Origin of the sequence: Paraburkholderia sp. ZP32-5 (assembly GCF_021390495.1) — a bacterium.
In the GTDB taxonomy this organism is placed as follows: Bacteria; Pseudomonadota; Gammaproteobacteria; order Burkholderiales; family Burkholderiaceae; genus Paraburkholderia.
The window spans coordinates 245,662-268,798 of sequence record NZ_JAJEJP010000002.1; the positions used below are offsets into that span (position 1 = coordinate 245,662).

Here is a 23,137-nt window from a genome sequence, read left to right on the forward strand (position 1 = left end):
CCGCGACCGCGACTGCGACATCCCCCAAACGCGAACGCGACGTCGTGAATACGCCGGTGCCGCGTGTGCAAAGCGGCCGGTTGGAAATCACCACTCCGCGTGGCCGTTTCGAAGTACCGATTCAGGTATCGCGCGACTGGACGCGGCCACAGGATGACGTGACGAGAGCCGTGGTCGTCATCCCCGGCTGGCCGCGGCGCGATCTGCGCTCCGGTGAGCATGCCGCAGCCTTGGCGGGCGCGGCGGCGCAAGGGGTTATCGTGATTACCCCGCAGTTTCTGACCGCGAAAGATATCACCGCCCACCAGTTGCCGGACGATGTTTTGCGATGGCGTGAAAACGATTGGCCCAAAGGCAGACTATCCGGCGACATCGCATCGGTCAGTTCCTTTCAGATCGTCGACGCCATTTTCGCGAAACTCGCGAACCGGGCGATTTTTCCGAAGCTCGATACGGTCGTACTCGCCGGGCATTCCGCGGGAGGGCAATTCGTGCAGCGCTACGCGGCGATTAGCCAAGGGGACGCCGGGCTCGCGAATGCGCGTATCCACGTGAAGTATGTTGTCGCCAATCCGGCGAGCTACCTTTATTTCACGAGCGATCGCCCCGATTCAGACGGTGCTTTCACACCTTTCAATTCGAAATCGTGTCCCGCGTTCGATCACTGGAACTACGGGTTGCAGGACGGTGTGCCTCCCTATGACTCGCGTTCGGCGTCGGCGGGCGAACTGACAGCGCGCTACCTTCAGCGGGATATCGTCTATCTTCTTGGTGCCGCGGACACCGATGCCGCCGCGGATGGTCTCGATCGATCATGCGCGGCGGAGGCGCAAGGGCCGACGCGTTACGCGCGCGGGCTGGCGTTCGACGCCTATGTGCATTTGCTTGATCCAAACACGAAGCAGCATGTCGTCGAAGCGCCCGGCATTGCGCACTCCAGTTACCGGATGTTTTCTTCCGCGTGTGGGCTGGCAGTGCTGTTCGGCAAGGCGGGTTGCGATGCGGGACTTTGAGACAATGAAAAACAACATCATCGGTTCTTCCTTCCGGAGCGTGGCTTTCGCCATCGCGCTTGTATCGACGTTCAGCGCGTGCTCGACGGATGCGCCACGCCCATCCCCGCTCGACGACGATAGCGCGCAGTCACCATTTCCCGGCGCCAAATGGTCGACCGCCGCGCCCGCGACGCAGGGCTTCTCGCAGCAGGGTATCGACGAGGCCATCGCCTACGCGAAACAGAACGGCGCGACCTCCGGCATGATCGTTCATGGCGGACAGGTCATCGGCGAGTGGGGGGACGTGTCGAGGAAATCGAATCTCTATTCGGCGCGCAAGAGCCTGGTGAGCGCGCTGATCGGCATCGCCGTTGCGCGCGGACAGATACATCTCGACGACACGCTCGCGCAACTCGGTATCGACGACACTGCGCCTTCTCTATCGCCGAGCGAGAAGCAGACGACGATCCGGATGATGCTGGAGGCACGCTCGGGTGTTTATCATCCGACCGTCTACGAGACCGCTGCAATGCAGGCAGCCAAACCGCCGCGCTATAGCCACGCGCCGGGCACGTTCTGGTATTACAACAACTGGGACTTCAACACGGTCGGCGCGATCTACGAAAAGGCGACCGGCAATTCGATCTTCACCGCGCTGAAGACCGACATTGCGGAGCCTATCGGTATGCAGGATTACCGGCCTTCGGATGGGCATTACGTATCGGGTGGCACTGCCACGCGCTATCCCGCGTATCCGGTCGATATGAGCACACGGGACTTTGCCCGCTTCGCGCTGTTGTATCTGCATGATGGCATCTGGCGCGGCCGGCAGGTCGTCCCCGCCAGTTGGGTCGCCGAATCGACGCGCCCTTACTCCGACACGTCCACGGGCGGGTATGGCTATATGTGGTGGACCAGCATGCCTGCAATCGGACCGCGTGGCGCGAATGCCGCATTGTTACGGCCCACCTATTGGGCCGATGGTCATCTGGGGCAGTACGCGGTTGTCGTGCCGTCGCTGGACCTGGTGGTGGTGAGCCGGGTCGATGCGCGGTTGACCTCGAAACAGATCGGGCAACTCAAGATGGAGAAGCTTGTGTGGCTGGTGGAGGCTGCGGGCAACGCGAGCGGCATCGGTCCCGAACCCGGACGGAAGCCGCCGGCGTGACCGACGGCCTTCGCCTGGTGCGTGCTTTAGCTGGAAGCGGCCTCGGGTGCCGCAGCCTTGGCGGCCGCCGGCGTTTGATGCTTCATTGACTTCTTATAGTGTTCCGCGCGCGCATGCTCGTGCTCGTTGCGGAACAGCACGTCCGCGGTCTTCTTCTGCTCGTCGGAAAGCGACGCGTATAGCGTGCTGAACGCACTCGACAGCTTCTGCATGTTCTGTGCGCGCAGTTCGTCGAGCGACGCGTACGATTTCATCGCATCGTCGGCACTCATGGTCGAGAGTTTGCCGTTGCGCTCGTGGAACGCATCAGCAGTGCTCTGGGCGTTGTCACGCACGGTCTGCGCGAAGGCATCCCATTGCTGCGATTGCTGGTCGGTGATCTTCATCGCGCTATGGAGCTGCGCAATTCGCAGCTCAACCGCATCCTGGTGCTTCTGCGCGTGGTGGGATACGTTGGTCGAGGGCGCCGCGGCACCGCTCGCCGGGGTTTGCGCCCAGGCGGAAGCCGTGGCGAAAGCAACGCTCATCACAACAGATACGGCAATTTTATGAACGGTATTTTTCATTTCGGAAGTGTCGAACAGAAATGTCGGATTGACGCGGCCGGCTCCGGCAACAAGCGATGCGGGCTATAGGCGGCCAGGTATCTCGGTGAAGTGTCTCGGTGAAATACACGCGGCACCGCAATTGGGCCGCAAGTATTGCGTGGTCAAATCGTCAGCCTGGCAACGGTCAGTTCAGTAACCATTGGGATAGTAGGCGGTGCCGGGCGGCGGCGAATCATAGACCACGGCAGGCGGGGCCTGGTTCGCATTCGACATTGCCGCACCGGCCGCCACGGCCAGCAAGGCGCCGACAACCAGACCACCAACCAAGGCGCTTCCTCCATGATGATCGTGGGAATCGCCGTGGGAGTTGCCGTGATAACCGCCGTGGGAGTCGTTGTGATAACCGCCGCCGCCGTGGCCATGAGAATCACCATGATGCTGAGCCTGCGCGGGTAGCGCGAGGGCCGTGGCGGCGATTGCCACGATGGCCGTAGTGGCCACCCGGCGCAAGGATATTCGAGAGTGTCGAGTCATACGCGCTACCTCCTGTCGTGAATGGGATGCGGCAATAGCTTCGCTGTCAAATTGTTCCATCCGGTACAGCCTTATACCACGCACCCGTTGTACGGCCTCGTCGACTTGCCGGCTTGCTGGACGGCTAGACCGTCGCGCGATACTGATACCAAATCTGGCTGGAAGGTCGACCTCTCCTTTCTCTTCGAGCCTTTCAACTTTCCGGCCTCCGCGCATGCCAATGTTTAGAAATAATTGACAGTCCCTTAACGGACGCGTAACAAAACTTACATAAAATTTAGAAAGTCACAGACCGTCGGGTGTGTGCGATCCATAACGAGGGACAGTCGTGAAAAATATACGGTTGCGCAGGGGCGCGCTCGCGATGCTGGCAAGCATCGGCGTAATGGCAGGGTTGTCCGCTTGCGGAAGCAGCATCAGTAGTTCGGACAGCGGTAGTTCGGACAACAGCCAGAAGGTCGCTGGTCAAGTGCTCGGCAGCTATATTCAGAATGCGGCGGTCTGCCTGGATGTGAACAACAACGGCAAGTGCGACCAGGGCGAGCCTGTCGCGCGCTCGGATGCCCAGGGCAAGTTCTCGATCTCCGATACGAGCAATGGATCGTGGAAGTATGTCGTGGCCAACCTGAGCGGCGCCACGGAGAACGACGCATCGGGCAAGAACATGGGCACCGTGTTCAACAGCACGGCTACGTTCCGTTCGCCGCGCGGCGTCAGTTTCGTCAGCGCGATCACCACGCAGCTTTCGCAACTGATCGACAGCGGTCTGTCGCAGTCGGATGCGCAAACGCAACTTGCGAACAAGATCGGCACGACGCCGGACGCCCTGCTGGGCGACTTCAACACCAACGGCAACGCCGTGGTGAAGGCAGCGAGCGACCAGTACATTGCAACCGTCGCGTCGAGCAAGGCGATCAAGCACGTCTGGGTTATCGTGCTTGAAAACAAGAGCGCGGAATCGACGTACGGCACGACGGCCACGGACTCAAACCAGGACCCGTACCTGAAATCGCTGATGCCGCAGGGCACGTTCCTGTCGAACTACTTCGGCACCGGCCACGTTTCGCTGGATAACTACGTATCGATGGTGTCGGGTCAGCCGTCGACGCATGACACTGAATCGGACTGCTTCGGCGTGTGGTCCGATGTCGTGGATGCCGGCAACGACTCGGCTAACCCCAAAGTTCTCAAGGCAGGCACTGACGTCAACGGCCATCCGGGCGGCGGCTGCGTGTTCCCGGCTCGCGTGCAGCATCTTGGCAACCAGATGGAACAGGCCAAGCTCACGTGGCGCAGCTACAACGAGGACATGGGCAACGACCTGAACCGTGACGGCACGAGAACCTGTTCGTTCCCGCGCCGTACCGCGCAGCTCGCTGGCTCCGACCCGACGAAGGCCGTGGACGGCACGCAGTCCGCGCAGGCTCCTTCCTCTTCGGGTGACAAGCCGGGCGACGAGTACGCAACGCGTCACAATCCGTTCCCGTATTTCCATTCGACCATCGACGATCTGGCGAACTGCGACGCGCACGTGGTCAACCTGCAAGACGACCTGGCAACGGATCTTCAGTCGATTGCCACTACGCCGAACTTCTCCTTCATCACGCCGAACCTGTGTGACGATGGCCATGATGGCGACGGTACGGGTACCGCGGGCAAGGGCTGCGCAAACGGTCAGCCTGGCGGTTTGACTTCGATCGACGCGTTCCTGAAGAAGACGGTCCCGTTGATCCAGGCTTCGCCCGCTTACAAGCAGGACGGCCTGATCATCATCACCACCGACGAAGGCGTGGTAACCGGACTTAATCCGACAACGCAGGTCAGTTCGGATGGCAAGACGCTTTCCGTGCTGGAGCCGGAGATGGGCAACCAGTGTCCTGGCTGCAACCAGCAAACGGGTCCGAACGTGACGCGTCCGGAACAGGTCACGCTGTCGACGCTGCCGGTGGCTGAAGCAGGCCTGCTCGGTATCAACCCGGCGACGCTGCCTGCATCGGTGCAGACCGTGTCGATTGCGTTGAACTACCTCGGAGTCGGCGGCGATCAGATTGGTACGCTTCTGCTGTCGCCGTTCATCAAGGGCGGTCACGTGGATAGCACGGGCTACAACCACTACGCGATGCTGCGTTCGCTCGAGGACAACTTCGGCATTGGCTCGTATCTCGGCTACGCCGACGATGCATCGCTGAAGCCGATCTTCACGTCGGCCAACATCGATAACCGCTGATCGTTAGCGGTTTCGCAAGAGCTCTGTTGTGTCAGCCCGGTTCTCTGTTCGAACCGGGCTGTTTTCTTCATTCGCTATGCGCCAATTTCCTTCAAGGGCTGTTCTCGCAACGGCCCTTTGCATTTTCCTTCTGTCCGCATGCGACAAACATGCAGCGGACGCTCAGGTAGCCGCGGCAGTTCCGGCAGCCCCTGTCAAAGCAGCTGCTCCCGATCTGACGGCGATCGGCAAGGCCGCGTTCTTCGATCCGTCGCTGTCGGCTTCCGGCAAGCAGTCGTGTGCGTCCTGCCACAGCCCCGCGAATGCCTATGGGCCGCCGAACGGTCTGGCTGTCCAGTTGGGCGGCCCCAATCTCGATCGAGCCGGATTGCGTGCTGTGCCGTCACTGCGCTATCTACGCGCTGTGCCTTACTGGACATACACGCAGGCAAATAGCCTGAAAGAGCGCCTCGAGGATGGAGATAATCAGCCGATCGGCGGATACACGTGGGATGGGCGCTTCAACAGCCCCGCGGATCAGGCTGCATTTCCGCTGCTCAATCCGGATGAAATGGCAAACAGCGGCGCGGACGACGTGGCGAAGAAGCTGAGCCAAAGCAGCTACGCATCGCAGTTCCGGCAAGCATTCGGCGAGGACATTTTCTCGCGACCGGCAGACGCGCTGGCGGACCTTGGCAAGGTACTGCAGGCATTCCAGTTCAATGACCCTTCGTTCGCACCGTACTCCAGCAAGTTCGACCGTGTGCTCGACGGCAAGGATCAGTTCACGCCACAGGAAGCGCACGGGCTGGCGCTGTTCAGCGACCCCGACAAGGGCAATTGCGCAAGCTGTCATCTGATCAACAAAGGCGCTCACGGCTCGCATCCGGCATTGACGGACTACAACTTCCAGACGCTGGGTGTGCCACGCAACATGGACATTCCGGCCAACCGTGATCCGAATTTCTTCGACATGGGGTTATGTGGGCCGCTGCGTGAAGACCAGGCGAAGCTGCAGAAGTGGTTCTGTGGAATGTTCCGCACGCCGACGCTTCGCAATGTCGCCACGCGACGCGTGTTCTTTCACAACGGCAAGTTCCATACGCTTGAGGATTCGGTGCGCTTCTATGTCGAGCGCGACACGGACCCGAAGAAGTGGTATTCGAAAGACGCGCATGGCCACGTCGTGAAGTTCGACGATCTGCCGAAGAATCTGCGCAGTAACGTCGATAGCAAAACGGAGCCGCTGACGAACCACCTGGGCGGCAAACCGGTCTGGTCGGACTCGGATATCCGCGACGTGATGGCATTCATGAATACCCTGACCGACGCGGACGCACAGACAGTGCCTCGCTAACGTCGTGCAGAAAAAAGAAAACCCGGCTAGTTGTTGAGCCGGGTTTTTTTATGTGATTCGCTGGAGCCTCATCGAGAGACTACCGGTAGTTAACGAAGTTAATGATGTCATTAAGAAACCACGGCAGGATCAATTGCGTATCCGAATAGCTGGTACCAACTGTGAGCCGTGGCGGCCGCGAAGCGGCATCGCTGTCCGCCACCCCATTGGGCGTATGCAGGATGTAGCTATCGCTGCCAGGCGCGCCCGGTGGGACCGTCAGATTGTTCGTAGGCGACGATGTCGAAGTACAGCCGGCAGTGAGCACGACGAGAGCCGCGGCGAAGCAAAGGGACTTCATCATAGTGATGTGAACTCCGGCAACGTGACTTTGACAGTATGAGTGAATCGAATCCGAACCCGCGCGCTAAACAGACCGCACGCTGAAAATAAAGTCCACTTCCACCGCCGCTCCCTTCGGCAATTGCAGCACGCCAACCGATGTGCGCGTATGCACGCCGGCATCGCCCAGCACCGCATACAACACGTCGGACGCCCCATCGGCGACTTCGCTTTGCATCGTGAAGTCCGGCGCGCTGCGCATGAAGACGGTGATGCGCGGCACTGCCTGAATCGCGTCGAGCGTCCCGCATCTGTTCCTGATCAGCGTCAGCGCGCGCAGCGTCGAAATCGCCGCAGCGCGACGGCCGTCGTCCAGCGTGATCGATTCGCCCACCACGCCAACGAAGCGTACCACCTCGCCCACGCGCGGAACCTGGCCGGCAATGTAGGCAGTATTGCCGTCGATCAGAACCGGTGTGTACTTTCCGCCGATCTTGATTTCCTGTTCAGGATCGAATCCGAATTCGGCTGCCACCTGCCTGAATTTATCGTCTCTCGTCATAACGCACCTTCGCCGACGCTGTGGAAAGAGTAAAGAATAATGGAGTGTTCCGGGTTTGTATCGAATGATGCTTGTCGATCTCGAATGCGCTGATTATCTGATCCCCCGTTTGCCCACCTTACGCCGCTCAACCGGCTTCTCCGGCGCCAGCGATTCGCGACAGAAATCGATAAACGCCTCGACCTTCGCCGCCGGATGGCGTCGTGACGGCAGAAGCGCGTACAGCGGAAATTTCTCGTCCGGCCAGTTCGGTAGAACATCCAGCAGCAGGCCATCCCGCATCAGCTGCTCGACGCCGATTTCCATCACCTGGGCAATGCCAGCGCCCGCGACGCACGCGCCGAGCATCGCTCCTACATCGGACACGAGCAGCCGCCCTTGCGCATTGATCTTCTCGATCTTCTTGCCGTGATGAAACTCCCATTCGAACGGTTTGGCCGTGACAGGGTTATAGAACAGGATGCGTTCGTGGCTGGCCACCTCGCGAGGATTCGCGGGCCGTCCACATCGCGCGATATAGCCCGGCGACGCAACCGTAATGATGCGTGTATCGAGCAGCTTTCGCGCAACCAACGTCCCCACCGGCGGCGGACCGAAGCGCACCGCGAGGTCGAAGCCGTCGGCCACCAGGTCGCCGACGTTATCGCGCATCAGCAGTTCGAGCGAAAGATCCGGGTACTGCGCGAGGAAGTCCGGTAGTCGCGATGCCAGTACAGTCCTCGAAAAGAACGGATCGACATTGACGCGCAGTTTGCCTTGCACGACGTTCGCGGAACCGGAGGCCGCCGAAGCCGCCTCCTCGATACTCGTCAGATGCGGACTCACCGATTCGTAAAGGCGCCGGCCTTCGTCGGTCAACGTCAGCGAGCGGGTAGTGCGATCGAGCAGGCGCACGCCGACGCGCTTCTCCAGACGCGATACCGCGCGGCTCACGCCGGAAGGCGACAGGCCGAGCGCATCCGCCGCGCGCACGAAACTACCGCTCTCGGCCACCGCGGCGAGCACGGTGATACCTGCAAATAGCCGGCCGTCGAAGGGCATGCTCAGTCCTGTTCGTATGTCATTACGTGAATTTAATCACGAGTGATTTGAACGTCGGATACTTTTTTCAACAATCCCGACGTGGGAAATTACCTGTCTAACTGTTCGGGAGAACCTCAATGGAAGTTTTGAAAACGCAGGGTATCGAATTGCCACGTCTTGGTTTCGGCACATTCCGGATGCCGGGCGCGGATTGTCAGCCTGTGGTGGAGAGCGCGCTCGAACTCGGATATCGCCATATCGACACCGCTGAGATGTATCAGAACGAGGAGGCAGTGGGTGCCGCCATTGCATCGTCCGGCATCGGCCGCGAGCAGCTGCATCTGACGACCAAGGTATGGCATGAGAACCTGAAGCCGGAGTCGATCCGGCGCGCGCTCGAAAGCAGCCTTGCCAAACTCGGTGTCGATTACGTGGACCTGTATATGGTCCATTGGCCTTCCCGGGACATGAACCTTGGCGCGGTACTGGAGACCATGCAGAGTTTCATTCAACAAGGCACGGTACGCGCAATCGGTGTGTGCAACTTCAACATGACGTTGCTGAAAAGCGCAATCGATGACATCGGTGCTCCGATTGCCTGTCATCAGATCGAGTATCACCCGTTTCTCGATCAGTCGAAGATGCTGTCCTATTTGCGCGAGAAAGCGATTCCGCTCGTCGCCTATGCGCCGCTTGCGCAGGGCAGAGCCGCCGACGATGCGGTGTTGCGCGAAATCGGCGCGAAGCATGGCGTGGGCGCGTCGCAGATCGCGCTTGCATGGCTGCTGGATCAGCAGGGCGTCGCGGTGATTCCTAAAGCCGGCCGACGGGAAAATCAGCAAGCTAATCTGGACGCGCTGACAGTGAAACTCGACGACGAGGATCGGCAAGCGATTGCGCGATTGCCGAAGAATCAGCGGTTCGTTACGCCTCCGTTCTCGCCGGAATGGGATAAGTAACCGGCGTCGTCGGTTGGCGCGCGCATGCGCGTGTTGTGTTTTGACCGGCCGCGGCATCGGGGTGTGATAACTACGCCACACCCTAATGCGATTGATGCATCGGTTCTTTGTTATGCGCTTATTCGCGGCCGGTTGTTGCAATTAGCTCATGCTACTTATGAGCGGCCGGCGATACGACGCTCGGCGTCGCCAGCGTATTGTTGCTGTTGGGAGCCGGCGCGTCGGACGTCGAGCCGTTATTCGAACTCGGAAGACCCGAGTTCGGCGCCTGTCGGGTGGTCATGCCGCTGTCCGAATTGGTCGTGCCGGGCATGCCGTAGCCGCTATTCATGCCGCGCGTCTGGTCCATCTGGTTCATCTGATTCGACGGGCTGGCCGTGCTGCCCGACGTACCTCCGTTCGCGCCACCGGCTGTCTGTGCATAAGCACCGCCCGATAACGCGAGCGTGGCGACGGCCGCGATTAACATGCTGGTTGCCTTACTCATGGTCCGTTCCTCCTTGTCTGGGAAAGGAAATATCGACGCAGACGAACACCGCCTGCTTGACCATGAATTCAGCAATCACCGTGCCGCGCCCGTCTCCGTGGGTTCGGCCCATCGGCTATGTGACGCGCCGGCAAGCATCACGCAGTTTCTACCGCTGGCCTTGGCCGCATAGAGTGCCGTATCGGCTCTCGCCATCACCGACGCAACGGTATCGCTGGCCCCGAATTCGTCGATACCCGCGCTGAGCGTGCAGGTGACGTCACCGTTCGGTGCGCGCGAAACAGACTCCGCGACGATTGCGCGCAACCGGTTCGTCAGGCGGGCCGCATCCTCCTTGCCGGTCAGCGGCAGCAACAGCGCGAATTCCTCGCCGCCGATCCGGCCCACGACGTCGGTTTGCCTTATGCCGCTCGATATCGTCGAAGCAACCTGCGCTAGCGCTTTATCGCCGGCCGCGTGCCCGTATCGGTCATTGATGCTCTTGAAGTTATCGATGTCCAGAATAGCGATGGAGAGCTTCGATCGGGTCACCTTTGCCACATCGAACAGCGCCTCGCTCTGGGCGATAAAAGCACGCCGGCCGAGCACGCCCGTCAGGTCGTCGATGGTGGCGAGGCGTTCCATGCGCTCCGCCAGCCGGTCATGCGCCAGCATCACCATACCGACTGACAGCGCCGGCAATGTCATCGTGGCGACGCCGAGAAACGCCACGTTGATCGGCGTCGGCTCCAGAAAAACAGTTTCATGCGCGAGGCCGAATCCATAGATGACACAACGAACCGCATGGACCAACGCCCCGAGGATCGCGGCAGCGGACACGAAGTGATAGCCGTATTTCGGCCGGCCCGCCGGCCGGTGCCGTTGCACGATCCACGCGATAACGAAGCGGATGTAGGCGAGATACCCGGATATCAGCGCACCTCGGGCGTCCACGTCGGGCGATACGTAGGTCCAGTAGACGATCGCGGCGAGGATCGGGCCGATTGCGACGTATTCCCAGGTAGTCGATGGCCGCTGATGAAAGAATTGCCGAAAACCCTGCAACGCCATCAGCGATGCGACGATCAGCAATACGCTCGCGCTGACCACGACGATATCCATCCGCCGGAACAGCAGCAGCGTCGCTGTGACGACCAGCAGACCCGTTGCCCAGCACCAACGGTGTATTCCGGGGATTTGCGCGCGAAATAGCGAACCGAGAACGGTGACGCCCATCAGGCAGGACAACATTGCAATGCCGATAAGGGCGGTCGGGATGGACATGGCAGCTTCGGAATGGATATGACCCATGAGGGCGCCCAAGCGCGGCACGAGGTCGCGCAGCGATATTGGCCGCCTTCGCAAAGCGCATATCGTACCGGAATAAATTTCGGGCCCCGAGCAATCCGGCGGTCAAAATTTCACTGATGTTCGCTTTTTTCGTAATGGTCAGTAAGCGCCTGGTAAGCGGCCGGGCAAGCGCGCAGCCGGCTATCTAGCCGGCCGGCAGGTGCGAGCGGTGAGTGCGCGGATCAGAGATGCCGGCATTGCGCCGGCGGATTGCCCCAATCATCGTGCAGGCCGTCGTGGTAGGTGATGGGCGCATTCAGTGCTTCGTCGATGTCGAGCCCTTCGATGCACAGGATGTTGATGTTGATATACGGGTACCCCGTTCCGTTCGGCATATCGATGCGATCGAATACGTGCACGCCGCAACGTTTGCAGAACGGATGACGCGCGACCGGATTGTTGCCGCGATATTCCGTCAGCGCGGTTTCATCGGCAAGGAGACGAAACTCTTCCGGGCGAACCTTGACGTTCCAGAATCGCAGTCTGCTGCAAAAGCTGCAATTGCACTTCGACGTACCTTTGCCGAAATCGATTCGGGCTTCGAACCTGATCGATTGGCAATGGCAGCTTCCATGATATGTGCGCAGCATGGAGTTCTCCGGTGATGGCAGAGCCCATGCTGTCGCATGGCTTCGAGGTCGTCAAGCACGTCACTCGATGTCGATCGGCACGCATGTGCGAGTACTCAAATTTCCGTTGTGTCGGCACGAGTAAGCACCTAGTCTTTAGTCGATCGCGCGTGGTCCAATTTCCAACTACTCATGCCAGCGCGCCAACGCAGTCAATCCAATTTCAGTTCTATTTTGCGTGACGATTTGATGACGTCAGCGTGATGTGGCGCGCGTCCGAGACTGTCGATCAATGCGCATGCAAGTGCAGCATCCGGCGAAATGCTGTTCGCGGCATTTCGGAATAGCGAAGTGATGAATCAGGGACGAGTATGCGAAACAAAGTGACGCATGGCGGTTTGACCGCACAGGCTGTGGCTGGAACACATGTCGTTCTGCTCGGATGGGATGTCGAGTCGGAACTGGAAGCCGGCCTGTTGGGATTCGCTATTCAGCGAACCGATCACACCGAAGGCGAAACATACTGGCTACGCGGAATGAAAACGTTTTCAGCTACGACGCCCAAACTTCCGGCAGGCGGCACTGCATCGAGTCAAGACCAACCCTTCCAGTCATTTCAATGGGGTGACTACTCCGCGAAGCCCGCGCATAAGTACACGTACACGTTGATTGCGATGTACGGCAAGCCTGGCGCATTAGAGAAAGGCGTTTCGGTGGATATTTCGATCGACACCGAAGTCGAGGACGGCGATAGCCACAGCGTCTATTTCAATCGCGGCGCGATCGCTTCGCAGGAGTACGCGCGCCGCTTCCAGGACAAGGCGCCCGATGTGGTCGGCCAGGCCGCATACGACTGGCTATCGCGCGGTCTGCTCGAAGCGATTACGCGTTTCATCGGCAAGGCCACCGATCATACGTTCGCGCTGCGTGTTGCCATTTACGAGTTTCAATGGCCAGCGGTTCTCGATGCGCTGAAGGCAGCTTCGACGCGCGGCGTCGACGTGAAGGTGATTTTCGATGCAATCGAAAACGCGAAAGAAGATCCCGTTGCCAAAAACGAGGAAGCGATAGCACACGCCGGTATCGAGAACATTTGCCACGGCTTTACCAATGGCAAGATCATGCATAACAAGTTCATCGTGTTGATGAAAGACGATATTGCAATTGAAGTACTCACCGGCTCGACCAATTACACCGAGAACGGCATTTTCGGTCACTTGAATTGCGCGCACGTGGTGAGCGATAAAGCCGTAGCCGGCACATACCTTCAGTATTGGAGCGAGCTGTCGAAGAACCCGACGCTTGCGGAAATACGCAGCTGGGACGACGAGACAACGCCCGCTCCGAACGTACCGCCTGTTGAAGGGACCGGCCAGGTGTTCTCTCCGCAAAAAGGCACCGCGACGCTGACGACCTACGCGAATATCGCGGCGCTGGCCAAACGTGCGTTGTTCATGACTTTCGCGTTCGGGATGAATGCGGACTTCGTGCCGGTCTATAAGGAAGGCGGCGATGTATTGAGGTTTGCGCTGATGGACAAGGAAGGCACCGGTAAAGGCATCGCCGCCGCTAAAGAGCAAATTGCGGAAATCCGCAAGGTCAATGGCGCTGTCGTTGCAATCGGTCAGAACATCGCGACGAACGAATTCGATCACTGGTTGCGCGAACGCGATGGTCTGGCGCCGGGCGAATACGTGCGCTGGGTCCACACGAAGTTCATGCTGGTCGATCCGCTTTCGGACGATCCGATCGTCATTACCGGTTCGGCGAACTTCAGCAACGCGAGTGTCGAAACCAATCATGAGAACATGCTCGTGATTCGCGGCGACAAGCGCGTCGCGGATATCTACCTGGGCGAGTTCATGCGGCAATTCTCCAGCTATGCGTTCAGAGACGCAGTCGCGGCCTCGAATGCCGACGATCCGGAGAACTTCGAGCGGCAATCTCTTACCGCCGACAATACGTGGATCAATCGCTACGGAAAGCCCGGCTCGGCAGGGGCATTGCGTCGCAGCTATTTCGCGGGCGAGTAAATTCTTCGGCGGACGGCTGACCGCAGATGTCCGGATGAGATGAGTGGGGTTGGGCGTTCGAAACCAACCCCGCTTGCGCTCGCCAGCCCCGGCAAATCCGTGCGCTACCGTACAAACGCCGCGTGAGCAGACGCCCATGATCTGCCGATAGACATCTTCGCCGTCATGGTCCCGCGAAGAGCAACACATAGTCCGGCTATCATCTGTGGATACGGCGTCGACGCCAGGCCGATCGGCACCGCACGTCGAGCTGCTGTATTGGTCGCTTACGAACATCGCGCAGCTATTGCCAGAGGCGCCGAAGTTCGTCACTCTTAAGAATTCGGTGTTGATCACCGAGATTTTCCGGACCCGTGTCGGACCGTTGTTGAAAGCCCTGGGGCGGGTCTTCCGCTTAACCCCTACTTCACAGGACGGCAATATGTCACTCCGCATCAATGACGTCGCGCCCAATTTCACCGCGCGCACCACGCAAGGCACCATCGATTTCCATGACTGGATTGGAGACCAGTGGGCCATCCTGTTTTCGCATCCGAAGGATTTCACGCCGGTCTGCACCACTGAACTGGGCTACATGGCGAAGATCGAGCCGGAGTTTGCGAAGCGCAATGCCAAGCTGATCGGCCTGTCGGTCGATCCGGTCGAAGACCACGAGAAGTGGGCCGCCGACATCGAGGAAACCCAGGGCGCCGCTGTTAAGTATCCGATGATCGGCGACACCGATCTGGCGGTCGCGAAGCTGTACAACATGCTGCCGGCCGACGAAGCCGGCACCAGCGAAGGGCGCACCGCCGCCACCAACGCGACCGTACGCTCGGTCTTTATCGTCGGTCCGGACAAGAAGATCAAGCTGATGCTGACTTATCCGATGACCACCGGCCGCAACTTCGACGAAATCCTGCGCGTGCTCGATTCGATGCAATTGACCGCGAAACACCGGGTGGCGACGCCGGTCAACTGGAAGCAGGGCGACGACGTGATCATCACCGGGGCAGTCAGCAACGAAGAAGCGCAGCAGCTGTTCCCGGGCTTCAAGACCATCAAGCCGTATTTGCGCACCACCAAGCAGCCAGGCTGAAATGCGGGCGCGGCGCGCCCTTGCGGGCCGTCGCCGTGCCTTCTTTCCTCAGAGGTTCGCAATGATCTTTCGTCAGCTATTCGATCCGGTCTCGTCCACTTACACCTATCTGTTGGGCGACAGCGGCGAAGCGCTGCTGATCGATTCCGTCTACGAGCAGGTGCCGCGGGACCTGGCGCTTCTGGAGGAGCTGGGCCTGCGGCTGTTCGCCACGCTCGATACGCATGTGCATGCCGACCATGTGACCGGCGCGTGGCGCCTGCGTCAACGTTGCGGCAGCGATATCGCGCTGGCCGCGGTGGTCGAGGCCGACGGTCCGACGCGGCTGCTGCGGCACGGCGAGCGCATCGATTTCGGCACGCGTCATCTGACCGTGCGCGCGACGCCTGGGCATACCAATGGTTGCCTCACCTATGTGCTGGACGATCAGAGCATGGCCTTCACCGGCGACAGTCTGCTGATTCGCGGCTGCGGCCGCACCGATTTCCAGCAGGGCAGTCCGGAGCAACTGTTCGCCTCCGTGCGCGAGCAGATCCTGTCGTTACCCGACAATTGCCTGCTTTATCCGGCGCACGATTATCGCGGCATCACTGTGACGAGCGTCGCCGAAGAGCGGCGTTTCAATCCGCGCCTCGGTGGCGACGTGGATATCGGCGACTTCACCGGTTATATGAATAACCTGAACTTGCCGCATCCGAAGTTGATGGCCGTGGCGGTGCCCGCGAATCTGCGCTGCGGAAAGCCGGAGGGCGGCCCGGATCCGGCGGAAACGCCGGACTGGGCGCCGCTGACGCTGCGCTTTAGCGGGGTATGGGAAATCGAGCCGATGGCGCTGCTCGAACATGGCGCGGCGTTTCAGATCGTCGACGTGCGCGAGGCGCCGGAATTCATCGATCGTCTGGGGCATTTGCCGGGTGCGAGGCTGGTGCCGTTATCGCAACTGATGTCGCGCATCGATGAGCTGGATCGCGAGCGCCCGGTCGTCGCGGTGTGCCGCTCTGGAGTGCGCTCGGCTCAGGCGAGCGTGCTGTTGAGTAAAGCGGGTTTTGGCAAGGTGGCTAATCTTGCTGGCGGGATGTTGCGGTGGAAAATCGAAGGGCTGCCGGTAGCTTCGGATAGTGTTTGAAATAGAGTTGTATGCGGGCTGTCAGCGCTTTACCCCGAAAGACCGCACGGGTTGGGCAACCGGCGGGATGGCGGGAATATAAAAATGAGAAAATGCCGGGTGCGGTTAATCGATTGCAAATGCGTGTGATTAATCAAGAACGAATTAATTGCCTGTGTTTGTTTTGCCCGTATCGGGGCCTTACAAAGTTTTTCGAAAAATTCATAAATTCAGGTGAATATTCATTGATTCAATTTGATTTTATTTTATGAGCTGCTAATCGGATTTATTCGTTGATTATGCGGAAAACCTGCCCGCAACTTCATCGCGGCATCGCAATCACCTGACGTCAGCACCCGGTTCAGCGTGATGCCAAGCCCGCCCTTGCGCATCGAATTCCGCTCTCAACCCGGCGCGGCGGACCTTGCGCGGGTGTCGGATGTAAATTAATATTGCCTTACAAAAATATTTCGAAAAGACTTCACTCTCGCTATTCCCAATCCTACATATTGCCCACGCGCAAGTAGCAAATCCATATTTCATTTCGATGAATCACTTCGTTTTGTGATCTGTAAACCCTTGTAAAAAAGCGACTTCAGTAAAGACTACATGTCATAAAAAGGGAACATAGTCGCTCGATAATCTCGCTGCATAAAAATTCACGGATGTATTCCGTTTCGGGCGGCAATAGCAGTCTTGTTTTCAAACCAATAGGGGTCCCACAATGCCGGTCAGTCCACGTACCACCCTTCTTCTAACCTCCATCGCGGCAGCCTGCGTGCTGTCTGCTTGCGGCGGCAGCGACGATAACTCGTCGACGGCCAGCAACGGTGGCGGTAACAACAACCCGACGCCGACGACGTTCTCCGGTGTCGTGGCCGCTACGAACTTCGTGCCGGGCAATACGACGGGTAATCCGACGATCAAGGCTGGCTACTACGCCGGCGCGACCGTGTGCCTCGATGCCAACGGCAACGGCAAGTGCGATACGGGTGAAGCGAGCGCGACGACCGACAGCAAGGGTCACTTCTCGCTGCAATCGACGGCAACCGGTCAACTGATCGCCGACGTCAGCACGAAGGCCACCAACACGGCCAGCGGCGGCGCGGTTGCCAGCCACCTGATTCTGCGCGCTTCGGCTGCGCAGATCACCGACCAGGGCGACGCAAACATCGTGATCAGCCCGATGTCGAGCGAAGTGCAGCGTCTGGTCGAAGCGAACGGCTCGACCTACGCGACTGAGAAGGCCAACCTGTCGAAGCGCATGACCGGCCCGAGCCTCGGCGCATCGTCGGTGACGGTTGCCGCAGCGGACGTGCTCGGCGACGTCAACAAGCTGACGGGCGCCGAACAGCAAGCCATGCTGTTCGAAAACAATCAGCTCGAGAACCGCTATACGTACGCGACGACCAAGCTCGATCGCGGCGATCTGTACCCGGATAACCTCGCGGTGAAGGGCGGCGATCCGTCGCTCGTCGGCCAGTCGGGCGTGAGCACGGCAACGGCCGTCAAGCCGACGCAGACGCAGGCTCCGATTACGTTCGCACAGTCGCAGCAGGCTGCGTTCAACATCGAAGGCATTCCGCGCTACGACAACATCTTCATCGTGATGCTGGAGAACAAGAGCACGAACACGATTCTCGGTTCGCAGTTCGCTCCGAACATCAACAAGCTGTTGGCGGCCAACAACAACTTCCCGACCTACTACGCAACGGGTAACCCGAGCGAGCCGAACTACACGGCACTCGGCGGCGCGGACGACTGGGGTATCACCGACGACAGCTGGTGGGGTTGCGGTGCAGGCGCTCCGGGTTCGGGCACGAACGGTGCGCCGACGGACGTCGCATTCGCGGGCGGCACGGCATCGGACGGCCAGCCGCTGGTCGCGACCGGCGCAACGCCGCCGCTCGACAGCGCGCACCTTTCGAGCTTCGGCGGCGCGAGCTGTAACGTCGGCGCGAGCGCGAACCACAACGTGCAGGCACCGAGCCTGTTCACGCTGGTATCGCAGGCCGGCATGAACTGGCGTACGTACAGCGAATCGATGAACCCGGGTCAGGACCCGCGCGCGGACAGCATCACCGATCCGGCCGTGACGGGCACCTACACGGGTCCGGGCGCAGTGGCGGGTTCGGGTCCGTTCGCGATCGCGGGCGGTCTGTACAAGACTAAGCACCACCCGGGCATGGCTTACCAGAGCACGCGTAACCTGCCGGAGTTCATGGCGGATAACCGTACGGTGTTCGGTACGCAATTCACGCCTGCTGAGTACGCGAACCAGACGGTCTACAAGGTTCCGACCGGGTATAACTTTGACCAGTTGAGCACCGACCTCGCCACCGGCGACGTGGGTAACCTGAACTTCATCATGCCGGACCAGTGCGACGACATGCACAGCGTCGGTTCGGATCCGTCGTGCGCGGGCACCAACATCATCCAGCGTGGTGACGCTTACGTTCAGTTGCTCGTCAACAAGATCGAAGCATCGCCGCTGTGGATGAACCGTCAGCGCAAGGTTGCGATCGTCGTGATGTTCGACGAAGGCGGCGGCACCAGCACCTCGTGCTGCGGCTGGAACACGTCGGCGGCCAGCAACGACCAGCCGCTGCAGCAGAACGCGGACGGTACGTTCTCGCCGGTCGCGACGCCGCTGACCAAGTACTCGGGCGGCAACCATGGTCACGGCAACTCGATCTTCGGCATTCTGACGAACCAGCAGACCGCGTCGACGGGCACGACGGACAGCGATGCGTACAGCCACTTCTCGCTGGTGCGTACGATGCAGGACATGTTCCAGATTGGCGATCCGCAGAAGCCGGGTACGTACCTGAGCCGCGCGAAGTACACGGAATCGTTCATCGCTCAGAACATCCTGAACCTGCCTGAATTCGCGAGCAGCGCGGATACGCACTTCGACTCGGTGCGTCCGATGAACCACGCTTACGTGATTCCGGCGACGTACACACAGCGCCTGAACCCGGGTGACGTGAGCGGCACTTCGCTCTCGACCGCCCAGGTTGGTCCGGACAAGAATCAGATCAACGTCTGGACGCAGAAGTAAGCAGAACGGGCAGCAGCGGGAGGCGCAAGCCGGCCTCCCGCCCTCACTCGAATTGACTCTTTCGTAATACCAGTCAATGCATGGCAGGCCACGTTATGCGTGGCCTGCCAGTTGCGTTGTGTGACATCCACGTTTGTCCGCTCTCCGTGCCGTTATCGAATAGAGCCGGCAAGGAAAACGGACTAGCAAGGAATCGATATGCGCAAGCTTTACGTCGGCGTGCTCGCAGGTGCGCTTTCATTGATGCTCGCGGCCTGTGGTGGCGGGGGCGGGGATTCGTCCCAGACCTCGTCGAACGGCGGCGCGCCTTCGGGTGGCAACGGCACCGGCGCGGGCTCCGCACAGCAGGTCAAGCTGAGCGTGGCCGCTCAGGTCGGCAAGCAGTTGTTCTTCGACCAGAATCTGTCGGGCGGCAAGAACATGTCTTGCGCGACCTGCCATAGCCCGCAATTCGCGTACGGTCCGCCGAACAGCCTGTCGGTGCAGCTTGGCTCGGATCCTTCGGTGGCCGGTCAGCGCGCGGTGCCTTCGCTGCGCTATAAATCGATGACGCCGCCGTACGACGACGTCGCCGCCAACCCGGACGGCGTGACGGTCAACGCGCCGGGTGGTGGTTTCATGCTGGACGGCCGCGCGACCACGCTCGGCACTCAGCCGGCGCTACCGCTGCTCAATCCGCTCGAGATGAACAATGCGTCTTCGACGAGTGTGGTGCAGACCGTCCAGAACGCGTCCTACGCCGCGCTGTTCGAGCAGGCATACGGCGCTGGCGTGTTCGCGAATCCGGATACCGCGTTCGCCGACATCGGGCTGGCGCTGCAGGCATATCAGGAGGAAGATCCGAGCTTCCAGCCGTACACCAGCAAGTTCGATCTGTATCTGAGCAACAAGATCGGCGGCACGTTGACGCCGGCGGAGCTGCGCGGCCTCGCGCTGTTCAACAACACCGACGATGGCGCTGGTTGCGCGGCCTGCCATTACGGCGGCGCGAACTTCAACGGCTCGGTCGGGCTGATGACCGACTTCACGTATCAGGCAATCGGCGCGCCGCGTAATGACACGCAGATTCCCGACAATCCGGACCCGATCCCGAGCAATACCAATACCGCGTATTTCGACATGGGCCTGTGCGGTCCGCTCGCCACGCTGCATGTGCCGGGTACCGCGAACAGCGGCGCCGGTCCGGACCAGTTCACCGGTGTGAACGTACCTGATCCGTACTGCGGCCGTTTCAAGGTACCGACGCTGCGCAACGTCGCAACGCGCACCGCGTTCTTCCACAACGGCGTATTCCACTCTCTCGTTCAGGTGCTGAACTTCTACAACACACGCGATACGAACCCGGAATACTGGTATCCGAGCACGGGCGGCGACACCACTCAGATGGTTCAGAACCCGTCGTTCGCGCTGTTCCCGCAGGCAGCGTCGGGCGCCACGGCCACGCGTTTCAATGACCTGCCCGCGCAGTTCCAGGGCAACATCGACGAAGAGTTGCCGCTGGGCCAGGGGCAGACCGACGCGGGCGGCACGACCGCGGCGGACGGAGCGTTGCCGCGCGCGGTTCACTCGACGCCGCAAATGACGCCGCAGAATATCGCCGACGTCATCTGCTTCCTGAATACGCTGACGGACGGCTACCAGCCGCCCGCCACGCCACCCACGAGCGGTTCCTGCGTCAACTAACGACGAACGCGCGCAGCCTGCCCACATCGGGCCGGCCGCGCGTCGCATGTCGGCCCACCCTCCCCCGATATACTCCGCGTAGCTGAGTAACAAAGCCGGACTACGCAACTGAATCACCCAATCCAAGACGTTATTTAACCTGAGCAACGAAGACCATGATGCGACGTTCTACCGCCGTCCGCCTTGCTGGCGGCGCGCTTTCCCTGATCGCCCTGACACTGTTCGCTGGCTGCCACGACAAGAGCCAGGACGCCAGCCGGGAAAATTTCACCGCCGCCATCAACGGTTTCCTCGCGCAGCACGGCCATATGTGCCTCGCCAAATACGACTGGCCGATCTACGTGACGACCGATGACACCGCCAATGGCACGCGCGACGCGCTCCAGATGCCGGTGCTCGAAAAGCTCGGTCTCGTGAAGGGCAAGAACGTGCAGGCCGAGCGTACCGACGCGGACGGCAAGAAGATCTACGCGAATGCGCGTGTGTATGAGTTGACGCCAGAAGGGCAAAAGTACTATCTGCACATCCCCGAAGTGGTCGCAACGGCAACGAAGACCGTCACGCATCCGGCCGATTTCTGCGCGGCGTCGCTGACGCTCGACAAGGTGGTGGGCTGGGAAAAGCCGATGCAGCTGAACGGCAAGACGGTGTCGTCGGTGGTCTACACGTACAAGATCGATCCGGCACCGTGGGCGAAAGACGCCGACGCTCAGCGCGTGTTCCCGATGGTCAAGCGCGTGATCGAAGGCGCAGGCACGATGCAGCTGCGCGAAGGCGTGCATCTGACGTCGGAAGGCTGGGTTTCCGACGAAGTGTTCCAGCGCTGAGATTGCTGCTTCAAGCCGCCGCTTGCGGTGGCTTCAAGCAGGCTTTGAAGCAGGCCGAGGTGAATGCAGTGAACGAGGGACGCCGCGTGCGACGCGCCGTCCCTTTTGTCCTTGTTTAGAGCGTGCTCAGGCCATGCGCGGCACGAAGCGCCGCGTACGAATCCATTTAGTCGCCACCCACTTTTCATTCGAACGCAGCGGTGTGCTCGCGTGCAGCGAAGCGGGATCGCACAGCCCGAAGCGGTTGCCGTATTCGAAGTAAAGCGCGTGGCCGCGCTGCGGCGCGACCGACCAGCCGAGCTGCGGAAACACCGTTTCGCCGCCGTCTTCCACGTCGTTCAGATACATCAGCAACGTGCCCATGCGCTGACCGCTGCGCGCAATCGACTCGCGATTCGACTCGTTGCCCGCGACCAGATAGTCGACGTGCGGCGTCGACTCCGCGCCTTCCTCGTAATGCAGCATTTGCAGGCCTTCGCCGTTCTCGACCGGCGTGCCGGTCAGTTCGGCGATGCGTGCTTCGAGACGCGTGATCAGCGGCGTTTCGCCGAGGCGGAAAAACATCCCGTGACTGCTGCGATGGCCGGCGACGACATTGCGTCCCGTGACCGGATCGACGACGGTCGAGCGGTCGAGGCGCGGATACGCGAGCGCGATCAGTTGCTCGCATTCGTCGGCGCTCAGGAAGTTGGCGAGATGCACGGCGGCCGGCCGTTGCAAGCGCGACAGTACCCGCACCTTGCGCTCGCCGAGGCGGATCAGCGAACCGTCGGGCACGCGCAGCGGCTCGATCTGATAGCTGATCGGCGCACCGCCGACTTCGAGTTTGTCGCCCGGCAGCGGCGCGCCGTACATGAACGCGGCGGAGACCGCGTCGACCATCGCCGATGCAAGCTCGGCCGCGTTATTGCGGTTGACCAGTTCGTTGACGAGCGCTTGCGGCGGGACGCCGCGCGACAGGTTAGCGGCGATCCAGTCGCGCACTTCGGCCGGGAAATTGACGGTTATCGACATCGGGGGAGGGAGGTGCGGCTCGGGCGTGGCGCCGCATGGCCGACAGGAAAGACAGTATTAGTCGGAATGCTAGCGACAGATTGTGACGGGTTGATGGACGACGGCTCACGTCGCAACCGCTGCCGTTCCCGTATTCATCGCCGGCAACGATCAATCGGATTTATTTCGTTGTTTGTGTGCTGAAAATGCGCCGCCTAGTATCGCAGCAACGCTTTCCATGGACCTGCCTCGAGTTCATACGAGCTGCGCTGCAGAAAGGTCCCATCGGAAAGCCGGCC

20 protein-coding genes are annotated in these 23,137 nt (G+C 60.4%); 11 read left to right on the top strand and 9 right to left on the bottom strand.

Annotated features, from left to right (window positions below):
- Positions 1-44: 44 nt before the first annotated feature.
- Together L0U82_RS19970 and L0U82_RS19975 are read left to right on the top strand one after the other, a co-directional pair.
- The gene (locus L0U82_RS19970) at positions 45-1,013 is read left to right on the top strand and encodes an alpha/beta hydrolase (protein WP_233833799.1); all 969 of its coding nucleotides are present in this window, start codon (positions 45-47) and stop codon (positions 1,011-1,013) included.
- A gap of 4 nt (positions 1,014-1,017) precedes the next feature.
- Positions 1,018-2,163, top strand: a complete 1,146-nt coding sequence (locus L0U82_RS19975) for a serine hydrolase domain-containing protein (protein ID WP_233833801.1) — start codon at positions 1,018-1,020, stop codon at positions 2,161-2,163.
- 26 nt (positions 2,164-2,189) lie between these two features.
- Here the strand turns inward: L0U82_RS19975 and L0U82_RS19980 are convergent, their stop codons facing one another.
- Positions 2,190-2,729: a Spy/CpxP family protein refolding chaperone gene (locus tag L0U82_RS19980; RefSeq protein WP_233833803.1), complete on the bottom strand. Its 540-nt coding sequence runs from the start codon at positions 2,727-2,729 to the stop codon at positions 2,190-2,192.
- A 171-nt stretch (positions 2,730-2,900) separates the two neighbouring features.
- Positions 2,901-3,245: a hypothetical protein gene (locus L0U82_RS19985; protein WP_233833805.1), complete on the bottom strand. Its 345-nt coding sequence runs from the start codon at positions 3,243-3,245 to the stop codon at positions 2,901-2,903.
- Positions 3,246-3,573: 328 nt separating this feature from the next.
- On the opposite strand from L0U82_RS19985, the gene L0U82_RS19990 reads away from it, so the two are divergent.
- The gene (locus L0U82_RS19990; RefSeq protein WP_233833807.1) at positions 3,574-5,472 is read left to right on the top strand and encodes an alkaline phosphatase family protein; all 1,899 of its coding nucleotides are present in this window, start codon (positions 3,574-3,576) and stop codon (positions 5,470-5,472) included.
- Between the two features lie 223 nt (positions 5,473-5,695).
- Positions 5,696-6,808 carry a cytochrome-c peroxidase gene (locus L0U82_RS19995; protein WP_326489771.1) on the top strand — a complete coding sequence of 371 codons (1,113 nt, stop codon included), beginning with the start codon at positions 5,696-5,698 and terminating at the stop codon, positions 6,806-6,808.
- 79 nt (positions 6,809-6,887) lie between these two features.
- Here L0U82_RS19995 and L0U82_RS20000 read toward each other — a convergent pair whose 3' ends face one another.
- The 3 genes from L0U82_RS20000 to L0U82_RS20010 all read right to left on the bottom strand — a co-directional run bounded on the left by L0U82_RS20000 (position 6,888) and on the right by L0U82_RS20010 (position 8,732).
- Complete coding sequence (locus tag L0U82_RS20000) at positions 6,888-7,148, bottom strand: hypothetical protein (protein ID WP_233837424.1); 261 nt, start codon at positions 7,146-7,148, stop codon at positions 6,888-6,890.
- Positions 7,149-7,214: 66 nt separating this feature from the next.
- Positions 7,215-7,691, bottom strand: coding sequence for a RidA family protein (locus L0U82_RS20005; RefSeq protein ID WP_233833809.1), 477 nt, complete (start codon positions 7,689-7,691; stop codon positions 7,215-7,217).
- A gap of 93 nt (positions 7,692-7,784) precedes the next feature.
- Positions 7,785-8,732, bottom strand: a complete 948-nt coding sequence (locus L0U82_RS20010) for a LysR family transcriptional regulator (RefSeq protein WP_233833811.1) — start codon at positions 8,730-8,732, stop codon at positions 7,785-7,787.
- Between the two features lie 119 nt (positions 8,733-8,851).
- On the opposite strand from L0U82_RS20010, the gene L0U82_RS20015 reads away from it, so the two are divergent.
- A complete protein-coding gene (locus L0U82_RS20015; protein WP_233833813.1) occupies positions 8,852-9,673 on the top strand; it encodes an aldo/keto reductase in 822 nt (273 codons plus the stop codon).
- A gap of 151 nt (positions 9,674-9,824) precedes the next feature.
- Here the strand turns inward: L0U82_RS20015 and L0U82_RS20020 are convergent, their stop codons facing one another.
- From L0U82_RS20020 to L0U82_RS20030, 3 genes are all read right to left on the bottom strand, one after another.
- A complete protein-coding gene (locus L0U82_RS20020) occupies positions 9,825-10,160 on the bottom strand; it encodes a hypothetical protein (protein ID WP_233833815.1) in 336 nt (111 codons plus the stop codon).
- A 75-nt stretch (positions 10,161-10,235) separates the two neighbouring features.
- The gene (locus L0U82_RS20025) at positions 10,236-11,423 is read right to left on the bottom strand and encodes a GGDEF domain-containing protein (RefSeq protein WP_233833817.1); all 1,188 of its coding nucleotides are present in this window, start codon (positions 11,421-11,423) and stop codon (positions 10,236-10,238) included.
- Between the two features lie 248 nt (positions 11,424-11,671).
- The gene (locus L0U82_RS20030; protein WP_233833819.1) at positions 11,672-12,079 is read right to left on the bottom strand and encodes a GFA family protein; all 408 of its coding nucleotides are present in this window, start codon (positions 12,077-12,079) and stop codon (positions 11,672-11,674) included.
- 515 nt (positions 12,080-12,594) lie between these two features.
- Here L0U82_RS20030 and L0U82_RS20035 point away from each other — a divergent pair.
- The 6 genes from L0U82_RS20035 (at position 12,595) to L0U82_RS20060 (ending at position 21,845) form a co-directional block, all read left to right on the top strand.
- Positions 12,595-14,091: a phospholipase D-like domain-containing protein gene (locus tag L0U82_RS20035; protein ID WP_233833821.1), complete on the top strand. Its 1,497-nt coding sequence runs from the start codon at positions 12,595-12,597 to the stop codon at positions 14,089-14,091.
- Positions 14,092-14,512: 421 nt separating this feature from the next.
- Positions 14,513-15,169, top strand: coding sequence for a peroxiredoxin (locus tag L0U82_RS20040; RefSeq protein ID WP_233833822.1), 657 nt, complete (start codon positions 14,513-14,515; stop codon positions 15,167-15,169).
- A gap of 61 nt (positions 15,170-15,230) precedes the next feature.
- A complete protein-coding gene (locus L0U82_RS20045; RefSeq protein WP_233833824.1) occupies positions 15,231-16,295 on the top strand; it encodes a rhodanese-like domain-containing protein in 1,065 nt (354 codons plus the stop codon).
- 703 nt (positions 16,296-16,998) lie between these two features.
- Positions 16,999-19,335 carry an alkaline phosphatase family protein gene (locus L0U82_RS20050; protein ID WP_233833826.1) on the top strand — a complete coding sequence of 779 codons (2,337 nt, stop codon included), beginning with the start codon at positions 16,999-17,001 and terminating at the stop codon, positions 19,333-19,335.
- Between the two features lie 198 nt (positions 19,336-19,533).
- Positions 19,534-21,018: a cytochrome-c peroxidase gene (locus L0U82_RS20055; protein ID WP_233833828.1), complete on the top strand. Its 1,485-nt coding sequence runs from the start codon at positions 19,534-19,536 to the stop codon at positions 21,016-21,018.
- A gap of 155 nt (positions 21,019-21,173) precedes the next feature.
- Positions 21,174-21,845, top strand: coding sequence for a hypothetical protein (locus tag L0U82_RS20060; RefSeq protein ID WP_233833830.1), 672 nt, complete (start codon positions 21,174-21,176; stop codon positions 21,843-21,845).
- A gap of 126 nt (positions 21,846-21,971) precedes the next feature.
- Here L0U82_RS20060 and L0U82_RS20065 read toward each other — a convergent pair whose 3' ends face one another.
- Positions 21,972-22,859 carry a 2OG-Fe(II) oxygenase gene (locus L0U82_RS20065; RefSeq protein WP_233833832.1) on the bottom strand — a complete coding sequence of 296 codons (888 nt, stop codon included), beginning with the start codon at positions 22,857-22,859 and terminating at the stop codon, positions 21,972-21,974.
- Positions 22,860-23,137 lie beyond the last annotated feature (278 nt).